This window comes from Burkholderia sp. LK4, assembly GCF_001043615.1.
GTDB classification, from domain to species: Bacteria; Pseudomonadota; Gammaproteobacteria; order Burkholderiales; family Burkholderiaceae; genus Burkholderia; species Burkholderia cepacia.
In genome coordinates this window covers 1-24,764 of the sequence record NZ_LDUL01000073.1, presented here as the reverse complement: position 1 = coordinate 24,764, position 24,764 = coordinate 1, and the positions used below count along the sequence as shown (strand labels likewise).

At 67.3% G+C, this 24,764-nt stretch carries 23 protein-coding genes and 1 pseudogene; 11 read left to right on the top strand and 13 right to left on the bottom strand.

Translation table 11 applies throughout. The annotated features are described in order from the left end of the window. Positions 1 to 7 precede the first annotated feature (7 nt). Positions 8 to 739 (top strand): TetR/AcrR family transcriptional regulator, encoded by a 732-nt coding sequence (locus VK92_RS31345; RefSeq protein ID WP_226193376.1) that lies wholly within the window; start codon positions 8 to 10, stop codon positions 737 to 739. A 3-nt stretch (positions 740 to 742) separates the two neighbouring features. On the opposite strand, the gene VK92_RS31340 is transcribed toward VK92_RS31345, so the two are convergent. The 3 genes from VK92_RS31340 to VK92_RS31330 all read right to left on the bottom strand — a co-directional run bounded on the left by VK92_RS31340 (position 743) and on the right by VK92_RS31330 (position 3,607). Continuing rightward, a complete protein-coding gene (locus VK92_RS31340) occupies positions 743 to 1,252 on the bottom strand; it encodes a MerR family transcriptional regulator (RefSeq protein WP_048027776.1) in 510 nt (169 codons plus the stop codon). Positions 1,253 to 1,387: 135 nt separating this feature from the next. Beyond that, a complete protein-coding gene (locus VK92_RS31335) occupies positions 1,388 to 2,632 on the bottom strand; it encodes a saccharopine dehydrogenase family protein (protein WP_048027629.1) in 1,245 nt (414 codons plus the stop codon). 57 nt (positions 2,633 to 2,689) lie between these two features. Further along, positions 2,690 to 3,607, bottom strand: coding sequence for an acetoacetate decarboxylase family protein (locus VK92_RS31330; protein WP_048027630.1), 918 nt, complete (start codon positions 3,605 to 3,607; stop codon positions 2,690 to 2,692). 151 nt (positions 3,608 to 3,758) lie between these two features. On the opposite strand from VK92_RS31330, the pseudogene VK92_RS31325 reads away from it, so the two are divergent. After that, positions 3,759 to 4,082: pseudogene (locus VK92_RS31325) on the top strand (serine aminopeptidase domain-containing protein); the annotation flags it as partial. Between the two features lie 24 nt (positions 4,083 to 4,106). Here VK92_RS31325 and VK92_RS31320 read toward each other — a convergent pair. Beyond that, entirely contained in the window at positions 4,107 to 4,826 is a 720-nt protein-coding gene (locus VK92_RS31320; protein WP_048027633.1) for a glutathione S-transferase family protein, read from the bottom strand. Positions 4,827 to 4,998: 172 nt separating this feature from the next. Here VK92_RS31320 and VK92_RS31315 point away from each other — a divergent pair, with 172 nt between their 5' ends. Further along, positions 4,999 to 5,979 carry a helix-turn-helix transcriptional regulator gene (locus VK92_RS31315; protein ID WP_048027636.1) on the top strand — a complete coding sequence of 327 codons (981 nt, stop codon included), beginning with the start codon at positions 4,999 to 5,001 and terminating at the stop codon, positions 5,977 to 5,979. Between the two features lie 80 nt (positions 5,980 to 6,059). Here VK92_RS31315 and VK92_RS43565 read toward each other — a convergent pair whose 3' ends face one another. From VK92_RS43565 to VK92_RS31305, 3 genes are all read right to left on the bottom strand, one after another. Beyond that, a complete protein-coding gene (locus tag VK92_RS43565) occupies positions 6,060 to 6,203 on the bottom strand; it encodes a DUF2827 family protein (protein WP_122982893.1) in 144 nt (47 codons plus the stop codon). Between the two features lie 85 nt (positions 6,204 to 6,288). After that, positions 6,289 to 6,933 carry an HD domain-containing protein gene (locus tag VK92_RS31310; RefSeq protein ID WP_021160223.1) on the bottom strand — a complete coding sequence of 215 codons (645 nt, stop codon included), beginning with the start codon at positions 6,931 to 6,933 and terminating at the stop codon, positions 6,289 to 6,291. Positions 6,934 to 7,132: 199 nt separating this feature from the next. Next, positions 7,133 to 8,371 carry an SfnB family sulfur acquisition oxidoreductase gene (locus tag VK92_RS31305; protein WP_021160222.1) on the bottom strand — a complete coding sequence of 413 codons (1,239 nt, stop codon included), beginning with the start codon at positions 8,369 to 8,371 and terminating at the stop codon, positions 7,133 to 7,135. A 293-nt stretch (positions 8,372 to 8,664) separates the two neighbouring features. On the opposite strand from VK92_RS31305, the gene VK92_RS31300 reads away from it, so the two are divergent. Further along, positions 8,665 to 9,936: an acyl-CoA dehydrogenase family protein gene (locus VK92_RS31300; protein ID WP_048027638.1), complete on the top strand. Its 1,272-nt coding sequence runs from the start codon at positions 8,665 to 8,667 to the stop codon at positions 9,934 to 9,936. Further along, positions 9,933 to 11,336 carry an LLM class flavin-dependent oxidoreductase gene (locus tag VK92_RS31295; protein ID WP_021160219.1) on the top strand — a complete coding sequence of 468 codons (1,404 nt, stop codon included), beginning with the start codon at positions 9,933 to 9,935 and terminating at the stop codon, positions 11,334 to 11,336. The genes VK92_RS31300 and VK92_RS31295 overlap by 4 nt, the downstream gene beginning before the upstream one ends. 485 nt (positions 11,337 to 11,821) lie before the next feature. Here the strand turns inward: VK92_RS31295 and VK92_RS31290 are convergent, their stop codons facing one another. From VK92_RS31290 to VK92_RS31275, 4 genes are all read right to left on the bottom strand, one after another. Further along, entirely contained in the window at positions 11,822 to 12,352 is a 531-nt protein-coding gene (locus tag VK92_RS31290; protein ID WP_021160217.1) for an OsmC family protein, read from the bottom strand. Positions 12,353 to 12,835: 483 nt separating this feature from the next. Then, a complete protein-coding gene (locus tag VK92_RS31285; RefSeq protein ID WP_048027642.1) occupies positions 12,836 to 14,401 on the bottom strand; it encodes a methyl-accepting chemotaxis protein in 1,566 nt (521 codons plus the stop codon). Positions 14,402 to 14,702: 301 nt separating this feature from the next. After that, on the bottom strand, positions 14,703 to 15,173 hold the full coding sequence (locus tag VK92_RS31280; RefSeq protein ID WP_231616486.1) for a VOC family protein: 471 nt from the start codon (positions 15,171 to 15,173) through the stop codon (positions 14,703 to 14,705). Positions 15,174 to 15,263: 90 nt separating this feature from the next. Then, on the bottom strand, positions 15,264 to 15,809 hold the full coding sequence (locus VK92_RS31275; RefSeq protein ID WP_048027779.1) for an AAA family ATPase: 546 nt from the start codon (positions 15,807 to 15,809) through the stop codon (positions 15,264 to 15,266). A 248-nt stretch (positions 15,810 to 16,057) separates the two neighbouring features. Here VK92_RS31275 and VK92_RS31270 point away from each other — a divergent pair, with 248 nt between their 5' ends. Continuing rightward, complete coding sequence (locus VK92_RS31270; RefSeq protein WP_124627826.1) at positions 16,058 to 17,026, top strand: PDZ domain-containing protein; 969 nt, start codon at positions 16,058 to 16,060, stop codon at positions 17,024 to 17,026. Positions 17,027 to 17,084: 58 nt separating this feature from the next. Here VK92_RS31270 and VK92_RS31265 read toward each other — a convergent pair whose 3' ends face one another. Next, positions 17,085 to 17,786, bottom strand: a complete 702-nt coding sequence (locus VK92_RS31265) for a TetR/AcrR family transcriptional regulator (protein WP_048027645.1) — start codon at positions 17,784 to 17,786, stop codon at positions 17,085 to 17,087. A gap of 52 nt (positions 17,787 to 17,838) precedes the next feature. Between VK92_RS31265 and shc the strand changes: the two genes are divergently transcribed. Continuing rightward, on the top strand, positions 17,839 to 19,881 hold the full coding sequence (gene shc / locus VK92_RS31260; RefSeq protein ID WP_048027646.1) for a squalene--hopene cyclase: 2,043 nt from the start codon (positions 17,839 to 17,841) through the stop codon (positions 19,879 to 19,881). A gap of 79 nt (positions 19,882 to 19,960) precedes the next feature. Here shc and VK92_RS31255 read toward each other — a convergent pair whose 3' ends face one another. Beyond that, positions 19,961 to 20,875 (bottom strand): LysR substrate-binding domain-containing protein, encoded by a 915-nt coding sequence (locus VK92_RS31255; RefSeq protein WP_048027647.1) that lies wholly within the window; start codon positions 20,873 to 20,875, stop codon positions 19,961 to 19,963. Positions 20,876 to 21,024: 149 nt separating this feature from the next. On the opposite strand from VK92_RS31255, the gene VK92_RS31250 reads away from it, so the two are divergent. Genes VK92_RS31250 through VK92_RS31235 form a run of 4 tightly spaced genes read left to right on the top strand, consistent with a single transcriptional unit; the run spans position 21,025 to position 24,697 of the window. Beyond that, positions 21,025 to 22,149, top strand: a complete 1,125-nt coding sequence (locus tag VK92_RS31250) for an NAD(P)/FAD-dependent oxidoreductase (protein ID WP_048027648.1) — start codon at positions 21,025 to 21,027, stop codon at positions 22,147 to 22,149. Continuing rightward, positions 22,142 to 22,441, top strand: a complete 300-nt coding sequence (locus VK92_RS31245) for a (2Fe-2S)-binding protein (protein WP_048027649.1) — start codon at positions 22,142 to 22,144, stop codon at positions 22,439 to 22,441. The genes VK92_RS31250 and VK92_RS31245 overlap by 8 nt, the downstream gene beginning before the upstream one ends. Further along, positions 22,438 to 23,874: an FAD/NAD(P)-dependent oxidoreductase gene (locus VK92_RS31240; RefSeq protein ID WP_048027650.1), complete on the top strand. Its 1,437-nt coding sequence runs from the start codon at positions 22,438 to 22,440 to the stop codon at positions 23,872 to 23,874. The genes VK92_RS31245 and VK92_RS31240 overlap by 4 nt, the downstream gene beginning before the upstream one ends. A gap of 40 nt (positions 23,875 to 23,914) precedes the next feature. Further along, entirely contained in the window at positions 23,915 to 24,697 is a 783-nt protein-coding gene (locus VK92_RS31235) for an ABC transporter substrate-binding protein (protein ID WP_048027652.1), read from the top strand. Positions 24,698 to 24,764 lie beyond the last annotated feature (67 nt).

Here is a 24,764-nt window from a genome sequence, read left to right as displayed (position 1 = left end):
AACTTGCATGCGGCGGATCATAGGCCCACAATGTTTTCCCTGTCAACATAGGAGCAATACGATGTCGTCGGATGAGGATGCGGACGCCGGGCAAAAGGCTTATCACCACGGGGATCTGCGTCGCGCGATCATCGAAACGGCGCTCGACACGCTGCAGGAGCAGCAGGGCTGGCAGTTCACGCTGCGCGAAATCGCGCGGCGCGCGAACGTCAGCCACTCCGCGCCGTACCGGCATTTCCCGGACAAGGCCGCGTTGCTGCACGAGCTCGCACTGATCGGCTTCGATCGCCTGCGCGACGAGCTCGCCGCGTCCATCGATCCCGCGGCGAGCGCACCGGACGTGCTGCTGGCGCTCGCGTATGCCCATCTCGCATTCGGGCAGCGCAACCCTGATCTCTATCGACTGATGTTTGCCGCGGATGCCGGGGAGCCCTCGGACATCCATCTCGATCCACGCGTGCAGGCGCCTTTCCTGCTGGTCGTCGACATCCTGGAACACGGCCAGCGCGCCGGCACGATCCGCGCGCGCCCGGCGCTCGGCCAGGCGACCGCCTGCTGGGCGCATCTGCATGGCCTGACGATGCTGGCGATCGACAGGCGGCTGGTGCGCGAGAAAGTCGGCGATCACGCGATCGAAGATGCGCTGACAACCTTGCTGGACGGACTCGTACTGCCCGTCAGCCCTGCGCGGGCAGCGAAGACGAAAACAAAAGCGAAAGCAAAAGCGAAAGGGTCTTGACCTTCAACTTTGCTTAAGGGTTGTGGTTTGCCTCGGCAGCGTATCGAAGCCATCGGTATGTGTACTGCCATCCGACAATCCGGCGGCGGCCTCGCCGCCCTCCGCCGCCTTCCCCGGCGGGACCCGCGACAGCAATCGTTTCGCATGGGTCGCACAATCGACCGACGCCGGTTTCGCAGCGATTTCGGCGATCAGCGACAAGACCTGCGCCTTGCTGCGCGCCAGCCGCGCCTCCAGTGCCTCGATGTCCCGCACCTTGCGGTGCAGCGCTTCCAGCAACGCATCGCATGGCCACTGCGCGAGGCCGGCCGGAATCAGCATGCGAATCTCGTCGAGGCTGAAATCCGCCTTCTGCGCCGCCGTAATCAGGTCGAGCACCGTCACCGCTTCCTGCGGATAGGAGCGATAGCCGTTCGCTTCGCGCGCGACGAGCGTCAACAGACCGATGCGCTCGTAGAAGCGGATGCGCGAAGGAGTAAGGCCGGTGCGTTCCGCCAGTTCCCCGATCTTCATGTTCCGATCCTCCTTCGCCGGATCGCATCCGGCCATCCGGCCATCCGTCCCGTCGGGGCTGCAGGTTGTCTCCTGAAATTGATTCGCTATCCGATCTTTATCGGCTTCCTGTCGCAGTGCCGACGGCGCGCACGATCAAATCACGTCGAAACGCAGCCCCGCGTGGCGAACCAGGCGTTCGATGTAGCGCTCGTCGAACATCGTCGCGGGCGTCCAGAAGCCACCGCCACGGCCGGTCTTGACGCCTTCTCCGCTGCAGTCCAGTGCGAGACCGATCGCGGCCTGGCCGAGCATCTTGCCGGTAGAGCCATAACCCGGATCGCGGTCGCCGGTGACTTTCACGCGCAAGGTCCGCCCGTCGTCGGCGCGACCGAAGAAACGCAAATCGTAGCGGCCGGCCAGCTGGGCGGCCGCACTCGGCCCCTCGCCGGGCTTCGGCAGCAGAAAACGCTCCATCAGGCTGCGCACCGGTTTGATGAGGACACCGACCATGAACGCGCCGAGGCCGGCCACCATCGTCAGCGCCGTCAGGCGGCCCTTGAGGCCCGTGCCCGTGATCACCGCTTCGTCGTAGGTGAAGCGGCTGCCGTACGCGTTGCCGGCCAGTGCATTGGAACGATGCACGACACGCTCGTTGATCGCCGCCATCACGAACGGCGCAATCCACGCGTCGAAGTCGCGATCGAACGCCGCGGACCGCACCGCATGCTGGCGGACCGTGAAGCCGTGCCCCTTCGGGCACAGCGAATAAGGATCGAGCAGCTCCCTGCGCAACGCGGGATCGGCGGCCGCTTCGCGGACGACGTTGATCACGCTCGCCACCGTGCCGCCCGACGCGCCGCCCTTCAGCGTCCTGACGCGCATCTTCACCTGCGCGGCCGGCACGCCCCACCGCTGCCGCGCCTGCTGCTGCAGGAAGAACACGCCCATGTCCGACGGCACCGAATCGAAGCCGCAGCAATGGACGATGCGCGCGCCGGATTGCCGCGCCGCCGGTTCGTACCTGTCGATCATCCGTTTGATCCACTGCGTTTCGCCGGTGAGATCGCAGTAGTCGGTGCCGGTTTCCGCGCAGACCTTGACCAGCGGCTCCCCGTAAAGCGCATAGGGGCCGACGGTGGACACGACCACGCGCGTCTGCGCGCAGAGCGCTCGAAGCTGCGCTTCGTCGGCCGCATCGGCAACGATGATCGGCACCGACTGCCCCGCCGCACCCAGCGTATCCCTGACCTGCCTGAGTTTCGCTTCGGAGCGGCCGGCGATGGCCCAGCGCAGCGTCTCGCCGGAGCCCGACAGGTACTCGGACAGGTAGCGGGCCAGGATCTGCCCGACGAAACTGGTGGCGCCGAATACGACGAGATCGTGGGTCGGCTGGGTCATCGGCGGTTCCTCATGGGTGATTCCTTCGGCGCGGGCGTGCCGCGAACGGACGTGGCGTCAGCGTTGCTCTCCGGGTGCATCGAAGGCCTTCAACGGGGTCGGCAGGTTCAGGACCAGCTGCGCGTCCTTCACCACGTCGAGACGCAGGATGGTGGCCGCACCCAGCCCGTCGAGCAGCTGGCTCAACGGGCCGCCGTGCCGCACGAGCTCGACGTTGCGCGGCAACAGGCGTTGGGCGAACGATAGCGCATTCGTCTGCACCGATGTCTGGTGCCATTCGCCGTCGATGCGATTGATCATCGTCGTCGAGCCCATGTGCGACTGCGATGCGACGTGGGTCAGTTCCGGCAGCGGCGCGCTCAGGCTCAGGTCCGGCCGGCCGCCCGGGCCGGCGATGCGGGCGCGGGCGGTGGCGCCGAGGTCCACGTCGATGTCGGCGAGCCACTTGGGCAACTGATAACCGTGCACGCCGCGCACTCGCGCGATTTCCGTGGTGACCGGCAGCGCGAGCACGTGCGCGAAGAAGCTCCGGCGCCGCATCGAATCGATCAGCTCGCGCGCATGCGACCCTGTCGCGCCGGGCCGGCGGACGACCACCGCGACGGACACTTCGTCGTACGGATCGTTGTCGCACACCGAATACGAGAAGAAGGTCAGCGCGACCAGCCCGTACCCGGGCACCGCACGCAGCGGTTCGAGCGGCACCGGCAGCGTGGTCCGCAGGTGTTCGAGCGGCGCAAGGAACAGCAGCTGGATGCTGCTGGAACGGTAGTAGAAATTCGGCGCCCAGGTCGGGCCGACCCGCGAAGCAACCTGACGCTTCGGAATCCGACGGAAAAAATCGATGTTCCCCGCGGCGGGATCGCGCGCCACCTCGTCGAGGTCGGGATTCATCCGGAACCGGTCGTAGTACCCGCCTTCGGGCACGTCGACCGTATGCGGCCCGAATTCGACCTGTGTAAACCGCCTGTCCATGTTCGTCGCCTTTCGTCGATGATCGACCGTGGCAGGCAACACCCGAAGCCTGCTGACTCACCGCCGTCAGCAAGCACTCTAGGATTGAAGTCGACTTTAAGGTCAAGGACCGAAATAGAGGGGCACGTCGGATCGCGTCGGGACGACCGCCCCGTTCTGCGGCTACAACCGCGACGGCGCCAGACCGGCGCAAGACGTCATCCGGAACGGGTGGCGGCAGGGCATGATGGGCAGCGCGAAGGCCCACTGCGACGGCATCGTCGCGTTCTCGCAGACCGATTTCACCGAAGACCTGAAAAGCACCACGATTCCCGTTCTCGTGATGCATAGCGACGACGACCCGATCGTCCCGTATGCCGATTCCGGTCGCCTGTCGGCGAAGCTGGCGAGGAGTGGCACGCTGAAGACGTACCAGGGCTTCCCGCACGGCATGCCCACGTCCAACGCCGACCTGCTCGCGCTCATCCGCGGCTGAACACGGCAAGCGCCAGAGCGGCCTTCAGCGGCGATCGTCGCCGAAGGCCGTCTCCCCGCGCCTGTCCGCTCCCGACGGCAGCGAGTCGTGCCCGCGAAGAAAATCGGGAACCGCTTCTCCGATCGAGGCGAGATACCCGGCCATCGCGCCGGCGACCTTGCGCACGGCGGGACGTGCGGTCATGCGCTCACGCCACGCGAGCAGGCGCGGCGTTTCGTACGTCATCGGTGCGCCCTTGCGCGCGCCGAACAACTGCGCCATGTAGAACGCGATGTCGGCGTACGAATACGCGCCGGCCAGAAACTCGCGATCCGCCAGTTCGCGCTCCATGCGCCGATAGTACCGGGCCGCTTCGTCACGCGCGGCCCGCGCGGCCGGATCGTCCGGCGTCGCTTCCAGCCCCATCAGCCGGACGACGTGCGGAAAGTAGATTTCGTCGCTGCCGTGTTCGAGCTGGCGCGCGATCGCGCGCGCCGCCGGATGCGCCGGCCACAGCGCGGGAGCGGGCTTCAGATCCTCGAGGTACTCGAAGATCTGCGTGGAATCGAAGAGTTCCAGATCGCCGTCGATCAGCACCGGCACCTGGCGCTTCGGGTTGATGCGCACGACATCCGGATGTTTGGGGTCGTAGCCGCGACGCTGGCTGAAGGGCGCCATCACCAGCTCGAAGTCGACGCCCTTCTCGTGTGCCGCAATCTCGACCTTCGCTCCAAACATGCTCAGCGGCCCGGAAATTATCTTCATGGTTCGCACTCCAGTGAGGTCAGGCGCTACCCGCGTCGAACACCGGGCGGCGGTACCCGCATGCGCGCGTTCATGCCGGAACCCGGTGTCGATCAAGCGGATCGGGAATACGACACAGCATAAGTCCGATAACATGACACCTCATGTCAGGTATTCGAGGTAACGTGCGCTCATGAAAGCAAGCCGCCTGTTGTCGATCATGATGATGCTGCAAGCGCGCGGCCGGATGACGGCACCGGCGCTGGCCGCCGCGCTGGAAGTGTCCGAGCGCACGATCCTGCGCGATATCGACCAGCTTTCCACGGCCGGCGTGCCGATCTGGGGCGATCGCGGCCGCAACGGCGGCTTTCAGTTGAGCGAAGGCTGGCGCACCGACCTCACGGGGCTCACCGACCACGAGGCGCACGCGCTGATTCTGGCGGGCCTGCCCGGGCCCGCGCGAGAACTGGGACTCGACGGCCTGGCGGCCTCCGCCCGGCTGAAGATGATGGCCAGCCTGCCGCCCGGTTCGCGCGAGCACGCCGATCGTGTCGCTAGCCGGCTGCACGTCGACACCGTGGATTGGTACCGGGCGCAGGAAACGCCGGCATTCCTGCGCGAAGTCGCCGATGCGGTGTGGGGTTCGTACCGTATCGACGTGAAGTACCAGAGCTGGCGCGGCACGTCCCGCCGCGCGCTCGAGCCGCTCGGCCTCGTGCTCAAGGGCGGTGCGTGGTACCTGATTGCCAGGATGGTCGGCAAGCCCGGCGCACTCACGTTCCGGCTCGCGAACATCCTCGAACTCCATGCATCGCGTCGCCGCTTCAAGCGCCCGGCGCGATTCGATCTGGCGACGCACTGGCGCGACGCGATGACCCGGTACGAAACCGATCTCCATCGGCTGACCGCCCATGTCGCGGTGTCGCCGCGCGGCGAAACCTGGCTCGCCAACGCGCGAATCAGGACCGCGCCGGTCTTGCAGCATGCGGGCAGTGCGGAGGTACCGCCGGGATGGAAGGAGTATCTGATGCCGATCGAATCGATCGAGCACGGCGCGCGGACGCTACTGGGGTACGGCGCACACGTGAAAATCCTGGGGCCGCAGGCGCTCAAGGATCAGTTCATCGACGCGCTATCGCAGGTGAAAGCGCTTTATCAGGCGGGAGGCGATTGAAGCCTGGGTTTCAATTGCAGGGCAGCCGTTGCGCGATGCGCTTCCACGCTGCAGGCTCGCAAAAAAGCGACCTCTACGGTTCATGCGTTGGTAACGTCGATATTCGGCTCCGCGATGGACAGCCGTCTTGCCTGCCCGGTCGGGCGATACTCTCCGCGATGCGGAAGAGTCGCCGATCGTTCTTCGATGCATATCGGATCCCAACGGTAGCGGAAGGGTTTCATCGTGAAATCGTTCGCACAATGAAATGAAATGAATCGTCATTCCCGATTCCGGCCGACTGCTCATCCGAAGGCTCCGTCGACGAAATCAGATCTCGTCGGCGAACTCGTCGAGAAAGCGCTGCAACCGGTCGCGACGAACGATCGCCATCCGGGTACCGGTGACGGTCTGGAAACCGGTTGAAAGCCTCAGCAGTTTCGTGCGGAAGTGATCGATCGCGAAACGCGTGTCGTCGAGTTCCCGTTCCGATGCGTGCGGATCGGCCGGGTCGTACAGCGCACTGCCCATCCGGCCCGCGACATAAAAGCACCGCGCGACGCCTACCATCCCGATCGCATCGAGCCGGTCGGCGTCCTGCAACACCTTTGCTTCGAGCGTCGTCGGCGCGATACACGCCGAGAAACTGTGCGCCTCGACCGCGTGAGCAACGGCGTCGATCTTCGCGTCAGGCCAATCCAGCGACTTCAGCACCTGCCGGGCCTTTTGCGCCGACAGCCGCGATGCCTGCGCGCGAAGCGGAGAATCCTTCTCCACCGCCACGCAGTCGTGCAGCAATGTCGCGGCGAACAGCACCTCGGCGTCGCCGCCTTCCTCCGCGTGGATCGCGGCCGCGTTCTTCCACACGCGTTGCAGATGCGAAGTGTCGTGGGAACCGTCGCCGTCGGCGCCGCTCCAGTGAGCCAGCAGGGCCTTGGCCAGATCCTGAAAGGGTGTGAACGCAGGGAGGGTCATGAGGGGCGGCAGTCGAGGTCGGGATGCCGATTATCGCCGCAAGTGCCGCACGGCACACGATCGGCCGCCCGATCCGCCGTTGATCCCGGCGACTGCGCTTCGAACACAGTGCCGGGTTCGCCACACGATCGTGTGGATGCATCAGACCGCGGCGGTTCACTCGGTCATCGCCGGTCGAAAAACCATGATCCCAACGGATTCAATTCCACGCATGGCGCGCCGGGCGCACGCCGTTCAGGTAGTAGTTGCCGACGAGGTGATATTTCCAGCGCACCGGATCGTGCAGCGTATGCGTGCGTGCATTGCGCCAGTGCCGGTCGAGGTTGTGTTCGGAAAGCGTCGCCTGCGTGCCGGCCAGTTCGAACAGCTTCTCGCCCGCGAGCAGCGCGATCTCCGTCGTCAGCACCTTTGCCTCGCCCACCGCCACCGACGCGCGCGCGACGTCGTCCTCGGTCACGTCGCCGCGCGCCGCGATCTCGTCGAGCGTGCGCGCAGCGCGCTCGAGCAACGCCTCCGCCGCATGCAGCTGAATGTGCAGATGGCCGATCTCGCGGATCGTCAACGGATCGTCCACCGCACGCTCGACGCCGCTGTCGACCCACGGCCGCGTGCGTGTGCGCACGAACGCCAGCGTATCGTCGAGCGCGGCCCGGGCGATGCCCGCGTCGATCGCGGCCTGGATGATCTGCGACAGCGGGCCGTTCAGCGTCGGCAGGTCCGACACGCGTTGCGCCGGCAGCACGTGCGACGCAGGCACGCGTACGTTGTCGAGCACGACCGTGCCGCTCGCGGTGGTCCGCTGCCCGAATCCCGACCAGTCGTCGATCACGGTCAGCCCCGGCGCCGGCTGGCGGATGTATGCGAGCCACGCGCGGCGCTCGTCGTCGAGACCGAGCACCGGCACGTAATGCGCGAACAGCGCTCCGGTCGAATAGAACTTGGTGCCGTCGACGACGTAATCGTCGCCGTCCCGGCGCACGCGCGTCTTCAGGTCGAGCACGTGTTTCGTGCCCTTCTCGGAAAAGCCGTTGCCGAACCGCTTGCCGCTCAGCACTTCGGAGAAGAACAGGCGCTTCTGCGCGTCGGTGCCGGTCAGCGCGATCACGTCGACCAGCCCGAAATGATTCTGCGGCAACTGCCCGAGCGACGGATCGGCCGCGGCGACGATCTTCACCACCTCCGTCAGCGTCACATGCGAGACGCCCGCACCGCCGTAAGCCTTCGGCACCGTGATGGCCCACAGCCCCGACTGCGAGAACCATTCGATCTCGTCGCGCGGTAACCGGCGCTCCCGGTCGCGCTCGGCCGCGCCTTGCGCAAGCCGTTGCGCAAGCGCATGCGCGGCCGCGATGGCCTGTGCGTCGTCGGCGATCACGCTGGCCGCCTGCGGTTGCGTATCGGCTGGTCGTTCCTGGATCGTGGCGCTCGTCTCTGACATCGGGCTCTCCTGCTGGTTGACGGAAACGTTCAATCTAGCAGCGCACCGAGCGCCGGCAAACCGAGCGATTCGCACAACGATATTCCTTCGAACGACAAACGATGCGGCACGCCGCGCGCAAAAAGCCGCGCATCAGCAGCGACATCGACGCCCCGGCATCGATGCCACGGCGCGTCGCCCGCGTAATGCCCGGCAGCGATAAGGATGTACGAATCCGTTATTGGATCGTGCGCATCGTGCTTCCTATACTGGCCTGCCGGCATCGACGGCCCCCGCCTTTCAAGGACCACCGCATGACTTCATCTCCCGCCGCAACCGAACTTTCCACCGGCACCGACTATGACGCGCTTGCCAGCCGCTTCAGGCCGATCTTCGAACGCATCGCGGCCGGCACCGCGGAACGCGAACGCCGCCGCGAACTGCCGCACGAGGCGATCGGCTGGCTGAAGGCCGCCGGCTTCGGCGCCGTACGGCTGCCGGTGCGCGACGGCGGCGCCGGCGCATCGCTGCCGCAGCTGTTCCAGTTGCTGACCGAGCTCAGCGCCGCCGATTCCAATCTGCCGCAGGCCTTGCGCGGGCACTTCGCGTTCGTCGAGGACTGGCTGAACGCGCCGCCCGGCGCCGATCGACAGACGTGGTTCGACCGCTTCGCGAGCGGCCAGCTCGTCGGCAATGCGTGGACCGAGACCGGCGACGTGTCGCTCGGCCAGACCATCACGAAGGTGTCGGAAAAGAACGGCCGGCTCGTGCTGAACGGCCGGAAGTTCTACAGCACCGGCAGCCTGTTTGCCGACTGGATCGACGTGTTCGCGCAACGCGCGAGCGACGGCAGCGACGTGATCGTCGCCGTCGCGACCGCGCAACCCGGCGTGATCCGCGAAGACGACTGGGACGGCTTCGGCCAGACGACGACCGGCAGCGGCACCACGCGCTTCGAGGACGCGACGGTCGACGCACGGGACGTGATCGACTTCGCGCGACGCTTCAAGTACCAGACCGCGTTCTACCAGCTCTTCCACATCGCGACGCTGGCCGGCATCGGCCACGCGATCGTGCGCGACGCCGGCGAGCTGGTGCGCCACCGCACCCGCGTGTACAGCCACGGCAACGCACCGCGTGCCGGCGACGACGCGCAGCTGCAGCAGGTGGTCGGCGAGATCGCGTCGTGGGCCTACGCGGCCGACGCGCTCGCGCAGCGCGCCGCGCAGCCGCTGCAACGAGCCTACGAAGCGCACTTCGGCGGCGACGCGGCGGCCGAGCACGACGCGAACGTCGCGGCCGAGATCGAATCCGCGCAGAGCCAGCTCGTCGTGTCGGAACTCGTATTGCGTGCGGCGACGCACCTGTTCGATGCGCTCGGGGCGTCCGCCACGCGCAGCACGACGGCGCTCGACCGCCACTGGCGCAACGCGCGCACCGTGTCGTCGCACAATCCGCTCGTCTACAAGGCGCGGATCGTCGGCGACTGGGTCATCAACGGGCGCACGCCGCCGTTCGTCTGGCAGGTCGGCAACGGCACGGGCGCGGGCGCGGACACGCAAGCAGAAACCGGAGCCGCGCAATGAGCAAGACCGGCAAGACCATCCGCTTCAACGCGTTCGAGATGAACTGCGTCGGCCACCAGTCGCCCGGGCTGTGGGCCCATCCGCGCGACCGGTCGTGGCAGTACAAGGATCTCGACTACTGGACCGACCTCGCCCGCGTGCTCGAGCGCGGGATCTTCGACGCGATCTTCATCGCGGACGTGATCGGCTACTACGACGTCTACAAGGGCAGCAACTATCACGCGCTGCACCAGGCCGCGCAGATCCCGGTCAACGATCCGCTGCAGCTCGCCGCGCCGATCGCGATGGCGACCGAGCATCTCGGCATCGGCATCACCGCGTCGACGACGTTCGAACACCCGTACACGTTCGCGCGCCGGCTGTCGACCGCCGATCATCACACGAAGGGCCGACTCGCGTGGAACATCGTCACGTCCTACCTCGAAAGCGGCGCGAAGAACGTCGGCGATCACGGCCTGCGCACGCACGACGATCGTTATGCGGTCGCGGCCGAGTACGTCGAGGTGCTGTACAAGCTGTTCGAAGGGAGCTGGGAAGACGGCGCGGTAGTGCGCGACCGCGACGGCCGCGTGTTCACGCATCCGGAGAAGGTGCACGAGATCGGCCACAAGGGCCGCTTCTTCGACGTGCCCGGCTACCACCTGTGCGAACCGTCGCCGCAACGCACGCCGGTGCTGTTCCAGGCCGGCGCGTCCGGCCCCGGCAAGGCGTTCGCCGCGCAGCATGCCGAATGCGTGTTCGTCGCCGCGCCGACCCGCGCGCAGCTCGCGCGCTACGTGGCCGACGTGCGCGCGCAGGCCACCGCCGCGGGGCGTGACGCGAGCAAGGTATTGATCTACAACCTCGTCACCGTGATCGTCGACGAAACCGACGAGAAGGCGCAGGCCAAGTTCGACGAATATCGCAAGTACGTGTCGTACGACGGCTCGCTGGTCTTCATGTCCGGCTGGACCGGCATCGACTTCGGCCAGTACGCGCCGAACGATCCCGTCCGGCGCGTCGAGACGAATGCGATCGTGTCGGCGGTCGAGCACCTGTCGGGCGGCGACACCGCCTGGACGATCGAGGAACTCGCGGCCTGGGGCGGCATCGGCGGCCTGGGCCCGGTGTTCGTCGGCTCGGCGGCGACGGTCGCGGACATCCTGCAGGAATGGGTCGCCGCGACAGACGTGGACGGCTTCAACCTCGCGTATGCGGTCGCGCACGAAACCTTCGAGGACGTCGTGCGTCATCTCGTACCCGAACTGCAGCGGCGCGGCGTGTATCCGACCGGCTATGCGCCGGGCACGCTGCGCGAGAAACTGTTCGGCGGGTCGGCGCGGCTGCCGGACGAACATCCGGCCGCGCAGTTCCGCGACATCGAGCAGGTCAAGCGCGATGCCGAGCGGGTAGCGGCCTGAGCGGGCGGCATTGCGGCAGCTGGTCGGCCCGTGTGCGGGCCGGCCGGCTTCACGACAGGCAGCAACCGGTGCGTCGCGCCGCTCGCCCGACACCTCGCCCGATCGCTGCTCTCCTCCTCACTCGAAGAAGCCCGGCGCAGCCCCGCTGCGCATTCTGCCTGCGCACTCGCGCATCGACAGCAATGCAGATATCGCGGTAACGATGACGAGCGCACTGATAAAAGCGCGCGTTTTCCAGCGGACGAACATTCGCGCGATCTGATTCCGGACTGATTCATCACCGATTCGTCGCTGGCATCTCCCGACCCCGATCCGGCACACGTTCAACGCCAGGGCAACGCATCCGCAGTGTCACGCACGTGCGGCGAGCATCGCCGTCGTATCGGCGCCCCAACAGGGTGCGCGGGAGATCGAGCGTGCCCGCTCACGTCGCAGCCCCATGCAAGGCCGCGACGCGCCGGTGCACCGACGCACATCAACCGTGCTCAACCGTGCGTATGCCGCAATTCGCCGTCGATCGTCTGCGGCAGCGTCAACAGGTTGAAGATCGGGCACACGGCCTCGACCGCCTGATGCAGTGCACGAATCGTCTCCGGCGGTTCGGGCGACACGATATCGAGCGTGTAGCGGAGGTTGTGCGGAAACACCGGCACATGCTCGAAGCCCGGCTGCTGCGCGAGCGGATGCTGGTCGCCAGTCACCTCGACTTCGATCGAGTCGATCTTCAGGCCGCGCTCCGCGGCCTGGATCAGCGTGATGTGCGTCAGGCAACTGCCGAGCACGCCGAGCTGCAGCTCCGGCGACGCCGGCCCGAGGTTGTAGCCCGCAAAATCGGGCGGACTGTCGCTGATCACCTGGAAATCGCGAATGCGGATCTCGCGCACGCCGCTGCGGCCCAGTGCACGCACGGTCGCTTTCAGCGGCGTCGCCTTGAATTCCGGATCGTTGCGCGCGGCATCCTTTTTCGCGAGCCAGGCGTCGCGCTTCTGTTCGAGATAGTCGTTCAGTGTCGTCATGGTCGGGCCGGTACGGTCGCAATCATCGGCCTCGCATGCGACGGCCGGTTGAGGGGAGTCGTCATGCTATTCCGATCCGCCTCGGCCACTAAACGATCTTTCCAGCAAAGCAATTCGCGCCGCGCGATGTCACATTGCAACCTCCGCGTTCAGGAACGCGTCGGCAGTTATGCACCGGCCGCCGACTTATCCACAATTTCCGTGCATAACCCTGTGGAGAACCTGGCGGCAATCGCGCTGCCGCCCTTGCCGACAGGCGTCGCCGCGCCGCCGTCGCCGCATCGCGGGCACTGAACGAGAACAACGTCGCATCGGGTTCGACGCTCGCCTGGATCCGGTTCCTCATCGTGCCGGCGCATCGGTTGCGTCAATATCGGCAGTCAGGATGTCCGCACCAGAAGCGTGCTGCTTCGACGACGTCCGCACCGTGTCCTGCCGCGATCGCGGCCCGACGATCCGGTGCCCGTCGCCCGCGTCGAGGCATCACGCGAGCGCGTCGTCACGCAGACGGAACTGCGCGACCGCCGCACTCAGCCGCGCGCCTTGTGCGTCGAGCGACAGCGCGGCGGCCGCGGCCTCCTCGACCAGCGCGGCATTGCGCTGCATCGCCTGCTCCATCTGGATGACCGCGGCGTTCACCTGCTCGATGCCCGACGATTGCTCTTCGAACGCGTGGCTGGTGTCGCTCATGATCGTATTGACGCGCTCGACCGCGGCGACGAGCTCGGCCATCGCCGAGCCGGCCAGTGCGACGAGACCGCTGCCGTCCTCGACGCGCTGCGCGGAATGGCCGATCAGCTCGCGGATTTCCTTCGCCGCCGACGCGCAGCGCTGCGCGAGCCCGCGCACCTCGGTCGCGACGACCGCGAAGCCGCGCCCTTGCTCGCCCGCGCGCGCGGCTTCGACGGCGGCGTTCAATGCGAGGATGTTGGTCTGGAACGCGATGCTCTCGATCACGCCGACGATCCCGGAGATCTTCGCGGAACTGTGCGAAATCGCCGACATCGTCTCGACGACGCGCTGCATCGCGTCGCCGCCGCGCGACGCGATGCCCGCCGCGCCCTCGACATAGGTGCGGGCATCGCGCGCGTTGTCCGCGTTCTGACGCACGGCCGCCGTCAGCTGCTCGACGCTCGCCGCCGCCTGCTGCAGCGAAACGGCCTGCTGCTCGGTACGCGCCGACAAGTCGACGTTGCCGCTCGCGATCGTGCGGACGTCGCCGACGATCGTCTCCGTACTCGTGCGCACCTGGTTCACGGTGTCGACGAGGCCGTCCTGCATCCGCTTCAGCGCATGCAGCAGATACGCCATCTCGTTCTCGCCGGGCACGACGACCGTGCCGGTCAGGTCGCCCTTCGAGATCTTTTCGAACTGACCGACCGCGAGCCTGATCGGCTCGATGATCGCCTTCGCGAGCACGCGCTGCGCCACGAAGCCGACGACGAGCGCGAGCACCGCGACCGCGACCATCCCCCACACGATCCGGTGGAAAAGGATACCGGCCGCCTCGTAGCGCGCCTTTTCACGCGCAACCTGGAACGATTCGAGCGCATCGATCGCCTCCTGGTATGCGGTGAACAGGGCCGGCGGCGCGGTGCGTTGCGTGTCGAGGAAGCCGAACGCGTCGTCGCCGTCGAGTTGCGCGAGCGCCTTCAGGAACACGCCGTCGAGCAGGGCCCGACGGCGATTCTGCAGCGTATCGAACAGCGCCTGTTCGTCGGCGCTGCGCACGTGCAGGCGCGCGTAGGCATCCAGTTCGTCGTTGCTCTGCTTGAGGAGCGCGTGGACTTTCGCGACCTCCTCCTTCGCCGACCGGCCGGCGCTGATGACCTGCGCGACGTCGCTCATCCGTTCGCGCAGCACGAGCATGCGCTCGGAGCTGGTCTTCAGGTGCAGCAGCGACGCGGTGTCGTCGCGGTACATCGCCTCGAGCGAACCGTTGCCCATATAGAGGGCCGCGATGCACGCGCCGACCACCAGCACGAGCAGCACGGTATAACCCGCGATGGTCGCGACGAGACCACCACGGATAGTGAGTTGTTTTCGCATGACGTTCCCTTGCGCCGGCCGGGCGCGGCCAGCGGCGGATGTGGATTCCGGATCACGAAAGACGCGCGCCGTGTCGCAACACGCGGCGCATGGGCTGCGAACGGGTTAACGGCGGGTAGAACGGGGAGGTTTTATCCGCACGCGACGCGAATCTTGACGATTGCGACAAAGGAAGCGGAAAGATGCGCTCGACGCGTGCGCCAAGCAGTACCAACGATTGCGTGGGTCACTTTCCGCGAGCGTCGGGGAGAACACGAGAAACACGAGGCACGCGAATCGCTCGACGCGTCCCGACAGGTATCTAACCGCCGCCGGCCAGCCGTGAACGAATCTCGTCAACCGGGAGATCGCGCTGATGCGTCGCGATCTGCCATGTATTTCCCCATCGGTCTTTCACCATAGCCCGCCTGTCGCCATACGGCATGTCGGCCGGCGCTTCGAGTGGAATCGCGTGTGCCGCGAGCGCTCGCCGATAGGTCAGGTCGGTATCCTCGACATAGACGTACAGAAACGCGGGCATCGGATCGCGCAGGCCGTCTTCGCCGCTGATCATCACGACGGAATCGCCGATCCGGATTTCCGCGGGCAACCCGGGGCGGAACGCGCCCTGGGCGTGAAACACCGATCGCATGAATGCGATCAGGTGTTCCGGATCCGGCACCACGATGCGCGGCGTGACGGTATGCCATCCGTCGGGCTGGAATCGGGCCATGTCGGGCAGCCTCCGAAGGGATTTCCGCAGGTATTCTCCTCCGGCTCCGGCGCGCTGCAAAGGGCACGCCGCGGCCGGACGGAATGCCCTTGGGTCAATCGACGCTGAGCGGTCTCGCGCCCTTCCCGGTGGACGATCGACGGGCCCACCTCACGAACCCAGCCTGACGACGCCGGCTTCGTCATAAGCGACGATGTTCAACCCTTCCGTCGCCGTCGGCGCGACGAAGTACCGCGTCATCCTGTCGAACTCGGCGTCCGATGCCTGGAACGGATGATCGCCTCGCGCATTGCGCGCGCGCAGCCGCGCCTTGCAGACCGCATCGCTGACATCGACGTAATGCAGCCGATGGCCGCAGCCGGCGGCCTGCGCAACGGCGAGCCCCCATGCGCGCGCGGCGACGGTGTTGAACGGAACATCCAGCACCACCGACACGCCGGCCTGCAGCACTGCGCGGGCCTGATCCGCGATCACGTTGCCGACGCGCCGTGCACACCGGACGTAGTCGTCGATCGACAGGATCTCGCCCGGATAAAGATGCGCGAGCCACGCGTCTTCGCTGATCGAAACGACCGGCCCGGCGCTGGCAAGCCGCGCGACGAGCGTCGATTTTCCGGAAGCGATCTTGCCGCATACCATGTGGAGCAACACGGCATCGTTCGATGCGGTTGCGTGTAGTGACTCCGCTGTCTGCATTTCCAGGCTCTCCATCGCGTGCCCAGAAAGCAAAAACCCGCCTTCCGGGCGGGTTGTGACGATATCCATTCAGTCGATCGTTATCCCGCCGTCAACATTGCGGCGCGAATAATCGAACGGGTTTGCGAATGGGTCATGCGCATCAGAATAATCAACTGCCCGATCGCGAGCAAGCGGATTCGAAGCGGCATACTTCAACCGGCAGGCTTAAAACTGATACGCTTGCCGGAAAATGAACGGGGAATTCCGTGGCGACTCCGCGCCACCTCCATTCAGATAACAGAAAACCAAAAAGAGGGCATTCCGAAATGAAACGTAGTTTTGTATTTGCCGGCCTGCTGGCAATGTCGTTATTGGCCGCGCAAGCGGCACTGGCGCAGGAAAAGGCCGCGCCGCCCGTCTATACGTGGCTGTCCGAGCGTTTCCCCGATTACACCCGCTACGATTCCCCCGTATTGACCATCAGCGATTCGGGCTTGTCGGCGGACCAAGGCATCGTCGACGCGCAATTGACGCTCGTCCAGTCTCCGCAAGGCGTCGATTCGGTACTGGGGCTGGCCGTCGCGTTCCATACGACGCAGAAATGGAATTTCAATACCGTGCGCGATTACGGGACATACGGCACCCACTACCGGCAGCCGAAGATCCCGGTCGTGATTCCGACGCTGAACGGCGGCGGCTACGCCGACACCCCATACTGGAACACGTCAGCCGATGGCGCCAAGGCCTGGCCCGTCAACGGCGGCGTCTTCGTCATGCTGGACCGCCTCTACCTGAAGACCTACGAGATCAGCGGGACCGACCTCGTGCTCAGCCTCTCGGACTACGACCCGGTCGGCAAGGTCTTCCGGATCCGGATTCCGTCCGCGTACCTGTCGCGCTTTCTCACCAGCATTCCGAACGACCGCCGTCTGGTGCCGGAGGAACTGAAGGACCGTCCGATGGGCTTCGGCGTGCATTTTGTCGAGCTGGACGAAGGGATACAGGAGGGGATGAAGGTCCCCAGCAGCGCGATGCAGATCCTCGGCGTGTTGCCCGGCACCGTCGCCGATCGCGCCGGCCTGAAGAACTACGACGTGCTGATCCGGTTCGGCGATCGCCCGCTCAAGACGATGGCCGACCTGGCCGACGCCGTGCATGCGACCGCCAAGGGCACCGTGGTGCCGCTGACTGTCTGGCGCGATGCCAGGGCGGTCACGCTGCAGGCGCAGTTCTGAGCGCGCCGCCGGGCCGGTGCGCGAACGCGGCCTGACGCCGCGGCGCATGCGTCACGCGTCACGCGGCCCCGTCGCGCCCCTTCGGAAACTCGCCACGGCTCATCGCATCGAGTTGCCGCTCGATCTCCGCGCGCAATTCGGCGGAGATCTCGACGCTGTCGAGCAACTGCGAGATCCATAGCCCGTCGGCGGCGAGCCGGCAGATCATCAGCGTCGCGGCCTGCTCGAGCGGCACCGGGTCGGGGCGTGTCCATTCCCGCATCGGCACCGACCATCGTTCGCGCGTGTCCTGGTCGGTAATCATCGACGCGACGAGCACGCGCAGCACATCGGTACTCGCGACCGGCTGCGACTCGTCGAGCACCGCGTGCATGTAGGCCCGCGCCGCCGCACCGGCGCCGCCGGCATCCGCCGCCACCCGCTCGGCCATCTGCGCGGCGAACCGCCCGGTCGCCTGACCGAACAGCGCATCCAGCAGACCCTGCTTGTTCGCGAAGTGATACTGCAACGCGCCCTTCGTCACGCCGGCGCGCTCGGCCACCGCATCGAGCGTCAATGCGGCCACGCCGTGATGTGTCGCGATTTCCGATGCGGCCGCCAGCAGCTGCGCGCGCACCTGGTCCGGTGCTTTTTTTCGACGCACGCCGGCGGTGGCGACGGCCGGCGCCGACGAGGCTTCAGGCGCCCGCGCACCGGCCACGGCAGCCGGTTCGGCAGGCTCGGCCACATCGTGCGGCGCGGATTCGAGGTGCTTTTTCATGGTGCGGATGTTAGCACCGGGCGTCTCGATATAAACATTCCGGCTGGATGGTATGATCCGCCGCATGACTCAATCCACCCTCTCCCCCTGGTCCGCGCTCGACACCGCCATCGCCCGTGGACGCGACGCCCTCGTGCGTCTCCAGCAGCCCGACGGCAGCTGGTGTTTCGAACTCGAATCCGACGCGACGATCACCGCGGAATACATCCTGATGATGCATTTCATGGACAAGATCGACGACCTCCGCCAGGAGCGGATGGCGCGCTACCTGCGCGCGAACCAGCGGCTCGACACGCACGGCGGCTGGGCACTGTACGTCGACGGCGATCCGGACGTGTCGTGCAGCGTGAAGGCGTACTTCGCGCTGAAGGCGGCCGGCGACAGCGAGCACGCGCCGCACATGGTCCGCGCGCGCGACGCGATCCTGAAGCTCGGCGGCGCGGCACGCTCGAACGTGTTCACGCGCATCCTGCTCGCGACGTTCGGCCAGGTGCCGTGGCGCGCGGCGCCGTTCATGCCGATCGAATTCGTGCTGTTCCCGAAGTGGGTGCCGATCTCGATGTACAAGGTCGCGTACTGGGCGCGCACGACGATGGTGCCGCTGCTCGTGCTGTGCTCGCTGAAGGCGCGCGCCCGCAATCCGCGCAACGTCTCGATCCGCGAGCTGTTCGTCACGCCGCCGGATGAAGAACGCCGGTACTTCCCGCCCGCGCGCGGCATGCGCAAGCTGTTCCTCGCGCTCGACCGCACGGTGCGTCATGTCGAGCCGCTGATGCCGAAGGGCCTGCGGCAGCGCGCGATCCGCCACGCCGAAGCGTGGTGCGCGGAGCGCATGAACGGCGAGGACGGGCTCGGCGGGATCTTCCCGCCGATCGTGTACAGCTACCAGATGATGCAGGCGCTCGGCTACCCGGACGATCATCCGCTGCGGCGCGATTGCGAGAACGCGCTGGAAAAGCTGCTGGTCACGCGGCCGGACGGCAGCATGTATTGCCAGCCGTGCCTGTCGCCGGTGTGGGATACCGCGTGGAGCACGATGGCGCTCGAGCAGGCGCGCGGCGTGGCGGTGCCGGAAGACGGCGAGCCGGACGACGCGCGGCGCGCACTCGACGCACGCATCGCGCGCGCGTACGACTGGCTGGCCGAACGCCAGGTGAACGACCTGCGCGGCGACTGGATCGAGAACGCGCCGGCCGACGTCCAGCCGGGCGGATGGGCGTTCCAGTACGCGAACCCGTACTACCCCGACATCGACGACACCGCGGTCGTCACCGCGATGCTCGATCGCCGCGGCCGCACGCATCGCAACGCGGACGGCACGAACCCGTATGCGCCGCGCGTCGCGCGCGCGCTCGACTGGATGCGCGGGCTGCAATCGCGCAACGGCGGCTTCGCGGCGTTCGACGCCGACTGCGACCGCATGTACCTGAACGCGATCCCGTTCGCCGATCACGGCGCCCTGCTCGATCCGCCGACCGAGGACGTGTCGGGCCGCGTGCTGCTGTGCTTCGGCGTGACGAAACGCGCGGACGAACGCGCGTCGCTCGCGCGCTGCATCGAATACGTGAAGCGCACGCAGCAGCCCGACGGCAGCTGGTGGGGCCGCTGGGGCACGAACTACATCTACGGTACGTGGAGCGTGCTGGCCGGCCTCGCGCTCGCCGGCGAGGACAAGTCGCAGCCGTATATCGCACGCGCGATCGAATGGCTGCGTTCACGGCAGCATGCGGATGGCGGCTGGGGCGAGACGAACGACAGCTATATCGACCCGAAGCTGGGCGGCACCAATGGCGGCGAGAGCACGTCGAACTTCACCGCATGGGCGCTGCTCGCGCAGATGGCGTTCGGCGACTGCGAATCCGATTCGGTGAAGCGCGGCATCGCGTATCTGCAGTCGGTGCAGCAGGAAGACGGTTTCTGGTGGCATCGTTCGCACAACGCACCCGGCTTCCCGCGCATCTTCTACCTGAAGTATCACGGCTATACCGCGTACTTCCCGCTGTGGGCGCTCGCGCGTTATCGGCGGCTGGCGGGCGCGGCGGCGGCTGCGGCTGCGCCCGCGGCGGTCGATGCGGCCGACACGGCCGTCGCCTGAACGATCGCGCGCCGCGGTGCCCGACGGCACCCGGCGCGCTCGCTGTCGCTGTCGCTGTTGCATTCCCCTTCCCGCCGAATCATGCGGCGCCCTTCTCCCGCATCCTCGCAAACGCATCGCGCAAATCAGCGCAGAACGCATCGCCGATCATCGACAGCGGCTGCGACGCGGACGTCGCCAGATAGAAGTGATCGGGCACGGCCGGCTCGAACGGCCTGACGGCCACGCGTCCGCCCGCATACGCGGCCGTCACCGGATCGATCAGCGCGACACCCGCGCCGTTCGCGACGAACGCGACGATCGTCTGCGACAGCTGCGCCTCGATCGACAGCACACGCGACACACCGGCCTCGACGAACACACGATCGATCGCACTGCGCGCCTCGAAACTCGGTGGAAACGAGATGAACGGCTGGTCGCGCAGGTCGGCCGGCTGCAAGACGCGCTTGCGCGCGAGCCGATGCCCGCGCGGCACGATGCAGCACATCGCCGCTTCCGCGAGCCGCTCGCCGCGCACGGCCGGATGCGGCACGGGTTCGGCGATCAACCCGACGTCGCATTGCCCCGACGCGACCTTGTCGACGACGGTGGACGCGCTGTGCGCGAGCAGCGTGATGTCGACGCCCGGATGTGCGTGCGAAAAACGCGTGACGAGCGCCGGCAGCAGGTCGAGCGCGACGGCCGGCGAGCCGGCCACGCGCAGCGTGCCGCGCCGCATCGCGCGGATCTGCTCGGCGGCCTGCGCAACGCGATCGAGCCCGACGAACGCGCGCTCGACCTCCTCGTACAGCACACGCGCCTGCGCAGTCGGCGTGAAACGACCCTGCTGCCGCTCGAACAGCACGAAGCCGATCCGGTCCTCGAGATCGGCGATCAGCCGGCTCACGGCCGGCTGCGAGATATGGAGATCGCGCGCCGCGCGCGTGACGGTATGGCGCTGCATCACCGCACGGAACGCTTCGATCTGACGAATCCTCAGTGACGGCGTGGTCATAACACTGGATTATGGGTCGTTGATCAAGCTGTATTGGACAGCACATTTTGCCTGCCCGACCATCGGTTCCGCAACGTACTGAAAGCAAGGAGCCGCGTCGTCATGGGATATAACACGCAACCGCCTCACCCGCGATACCGGGGCCGCTCATGACCGTGCGCCGCTTCGACGTCGTCGTGGCCGGCGGCGGCCTCGTCGGCATGGCCATCGCGTGGGGCATCGCGCGGCTCGGCAAACGCGTCGCGGTTTGCGACGGCGACGACATCGCGTTTCGCGCGTCGCGCGGCAATTTCGGGCTCGTGTGGGTGCAGGGCAAAGGCGGCCGCTGCCTGCCGTATGCGCGCTGGTCGCGCGAATCGTCCGGGCGCTGGCACGCGTTCGCCGCGCAGTTGCAGCGCGCAACGGGCGTGAACTGCGGTTTCGAACGCCCAGGCGGCATCGAGCTGTTCGAACATCGCGCCGAACTCGACAGCGCGGCCGGCCTGCTCGAATCGCTGCGCCGGGAGGAAGCCGCGCTGTCGTACGAAGTGCTCGATCCGGCAGCGCTGCGCCGGCGCATCCCGTCGGCGTCCGCATCGCTGGCCGGCGCGCTGTGGTCGCCGAACGACGGCCACGCGAATCCGCTCCATACGCTGCGCGCGATGCTGCACGCATTCCAGCAGTGCGGCGGCACCTATCTGCCGCGCAGCGACGTGACCGAGATCCGCCCGCGCGCCGGGCGCTTCGAGATCGACACGCGCGATGCACGGCTCGAAGCCGGGCGCGTGGTACTCGCGGCCGGCCTCGACAACGCGCGGCTCGCGCCGATGGTCGACCTGCTCGCGCCGGTTTTGCCGTTGCGCGGCCAGATCATGGTCACCGAGCGCCTCGCACCGTTTCTCGACTATCCGACGCTCGTCGTCCGGCAAACGCCGGAAGGCTCGGTACTGCTCGGCGATTCGGCCGAGGATGTCGGCTTCGACGACGGGCAGACGCGCCCCGCGATGGTCGACATCGCACGCCGCGCGCGCACCGCGTTTCCGGCGCTCGCGCATGCGCGCATCGTGCGCGCGTGGGGCGCGCTGCGCATCATGACGCCCGACGGCCTGCCCGTCTACGAGGCGTCGGCCACGCATCCCGGCGCGTTCATCGCGATCTGCCACAGCGGCGTGACGCTCGCGGCGACCCACGCCGATCTCGTCGCGCCATGGATCGCGGGCGGCGCCGCGCCCGCCGACCTGTCCGCCTTTACCACCGCGCGCTTTGTCGCGCCCACGGAAGCCCGGCATGTTTGAATCCCTCATTCCCGCCGCCGCGCTGTCCGAGCGCGTGCGCATCCATATCGACGGCACGCCGCACGGCGTGCCCGCGCACTACAGCGTCGCGGCCGCGATGCTCGCCGCCGGTTCGGCCGCGTGCCGCGCGAGCGCCGTGAGCGGCGCGCCGCGCGGCCCGTTCTGCATGATGGGCGTGTGCTTCGACTGTCTCGTCGAAATCGACGGCGTGCCCAACGTGCAGGGTTGCATGACGCCCGTTTCCGACGGCATGCAGGTGCGCGCGATGCACGGCACGGCGAGGCTCGCATGACGCGCCGCCAGTGCGACCTGCTGATCGTCGGCGCCGGGCCGGCCGGGATGGCGGCGGCGGCCGCCGCGCGTTCGGCCGGGCTGTCGGTCGTCGTCGCGGACGAAGGCCGCGCGCCCGGCGGCCAGATCTACCGCAACGTGACCGACGTGCCGGCGCCGCTCGCGTCATGGCTCGGCGGCGACTACACGGCCGGCCGGCCGCTCGTCGACGGCATGCTCGCGAGCGGCGCGCATTATCTGCCGCGCAGCGTCGTCTGGCAGGTCGCGTTCGAACCGGAGCCCGTCGCGATGCTCACGCAAAGCGGCCCGTCAAGCGGCACGCTCGAAGTCGGCGCGCGTGCGGTGCTGATCGCGACCGGCGCGCAGGAGCGCCCGTGGCCGGTGCGCGGCTGGACGCTGCCGGGCGTGATGGGCGTCGGCGCCGCGCAGACGCTGCTGAAATCGTCGGGCCTCGCGCCGTCGGCCGATGCAGTGCTTGCAGGCAGCGGCCCGCTGCTGTGGCTGTTCGCCGCGCAGTTGCTGAATGCGGGCCGGCGCGTGCGGGCGCTGGTCGACACGACACCGCGCGATGCGTGGCGCCGTGCGCGCCCGCACGCGTTGCCGGCACTGCGCGGTGCCGACTATCTGTTCAAGGGCTGGCGCATGCTTCGCGCGGTACGCAACGCCGGCATTCCGGTGTATCGCCGCGCGACCGGGATCGGCATCGACGGTGACCAGCGTGCCGAACGCATCCGCTTTCGCGACGAAGACGGCATCGTGCAGACGCTCGATACGTCGCTCGTGCTGCTCCATCAAGGCGTCATTCCGTCGACACAGCTCGCGCGTTCGCTCGGCTGCGCGCATGAATGGGACGCATCGTCGGCATGCTGGCGCCCGCAGTGCGACGCACGCGGCCGCAGCAGCGTGCCGCACATCTGGATCGCGGGCGATGGCGCCGGCATCGGCGGCGCACAGGCGGCTGCACTCGCCGGCGAAGTGTCGGCGCTCGACATCGCCGCGCAACTCGGCACGCTCGACGCGCACCGGCAAGCCGCACGCGAACGTCCGGTGCGGCGCGCATTGCGCCGCCATCTCGCGGTGCGTCCGCTGCTCGACGCGCTCTATACGCCACCCGCCGCGTTGCGCCGCCCCGACGACGACACGATCGTGTGCCGCTGCGAGGAAATCACGGCCGGCGAGATCCGTCAGCTTGCCGCGCTCGGCTGCCAGGGGCCGAACCAGATGAAGGCGTTCACGCGCTGCGGCATGGGGCCGTGCCAGGGGCGCTGGTGCGGCACGACGGTTGGCGAACTGATCGCGGACGTGCAGCAACGCGGCGTCGGCGAGGTCGGGTACTACCGGATCCGCGCGCCGATCAAGCCCGTCACCGTCGGCGAGATGGCCGACGCCCTCGAGCTGTCGAACGATTTCCAGCGCGGTGAATTCCCGAGCTGACGCGCATGCCAACCTTTCCCCACACGAACGGAGCCTGACCATGAAAACGCGCCTCACGATTCTCCTTTCCGCCGCCGCGATGGCTTTCGCGTCGCTGGCGTCGGCGAAGGAATGGACGACCATCCGCATCGGGGTCGACCCGACCTACCCGCCGTTCGAGTCGACCGCGACCGACGGCAGCGTGAAGGGCTTCGACATCGATCTCGGCAACGCGCTGTGCGCGAAGCTGAACGCGAAATGCGTGTGGGTATCGAGCAGTTTCGACGGGCTGATTCCGGGGTTGCAGGCGCGCAAGTTCGACGTGATCCTGTCGTCGATGGCCGCGACCGAACAGCGGCGCCAGCAGATCGACTTCACCGACCGCCTGTATCGCAACCAGACGCGGCTGATCGCGCGCACCGGTTCGGGGTTGCTCCCGGAAGCGGCGAAGCTCGCCGGCAAGCGCGTCGCGGTCGAACAGGGCACGATCCAGGAAACCTACGCGCGTGAAAAGTGGGCGGCATCGAAGGTCGAGGTCGTCCCGTATCCGAGCTACGACCAGGCGTATGCCGACCTCGTCACCGGGCGCGTCGACGGCGTGCTGATGGATGCGGTGCAAGGCCAGCTCGGGTTCCTGTCGACGCCGCGCGGCAAGGGCTTCTCGTTCGCGGGGGGCGTGGTGTACGACCCGAAGATCATGGGCAACGGCGACGCGGCCGGCGTGCGCAAGGCCGACGGCGACCTGCGCGACGCGCTCAACCGCGCGATCGCGCAGATCCGCAGCGACGGCACCTACAACGCGATCCAGTCGAAGTATTTCGATTTCGACATGTACGGGAATTGACCGCGAACGCGGGTGCGTCCGACTGCCGGAACACCAGCGTTGCCTTAGAAGCTGTTGCGAAATTACG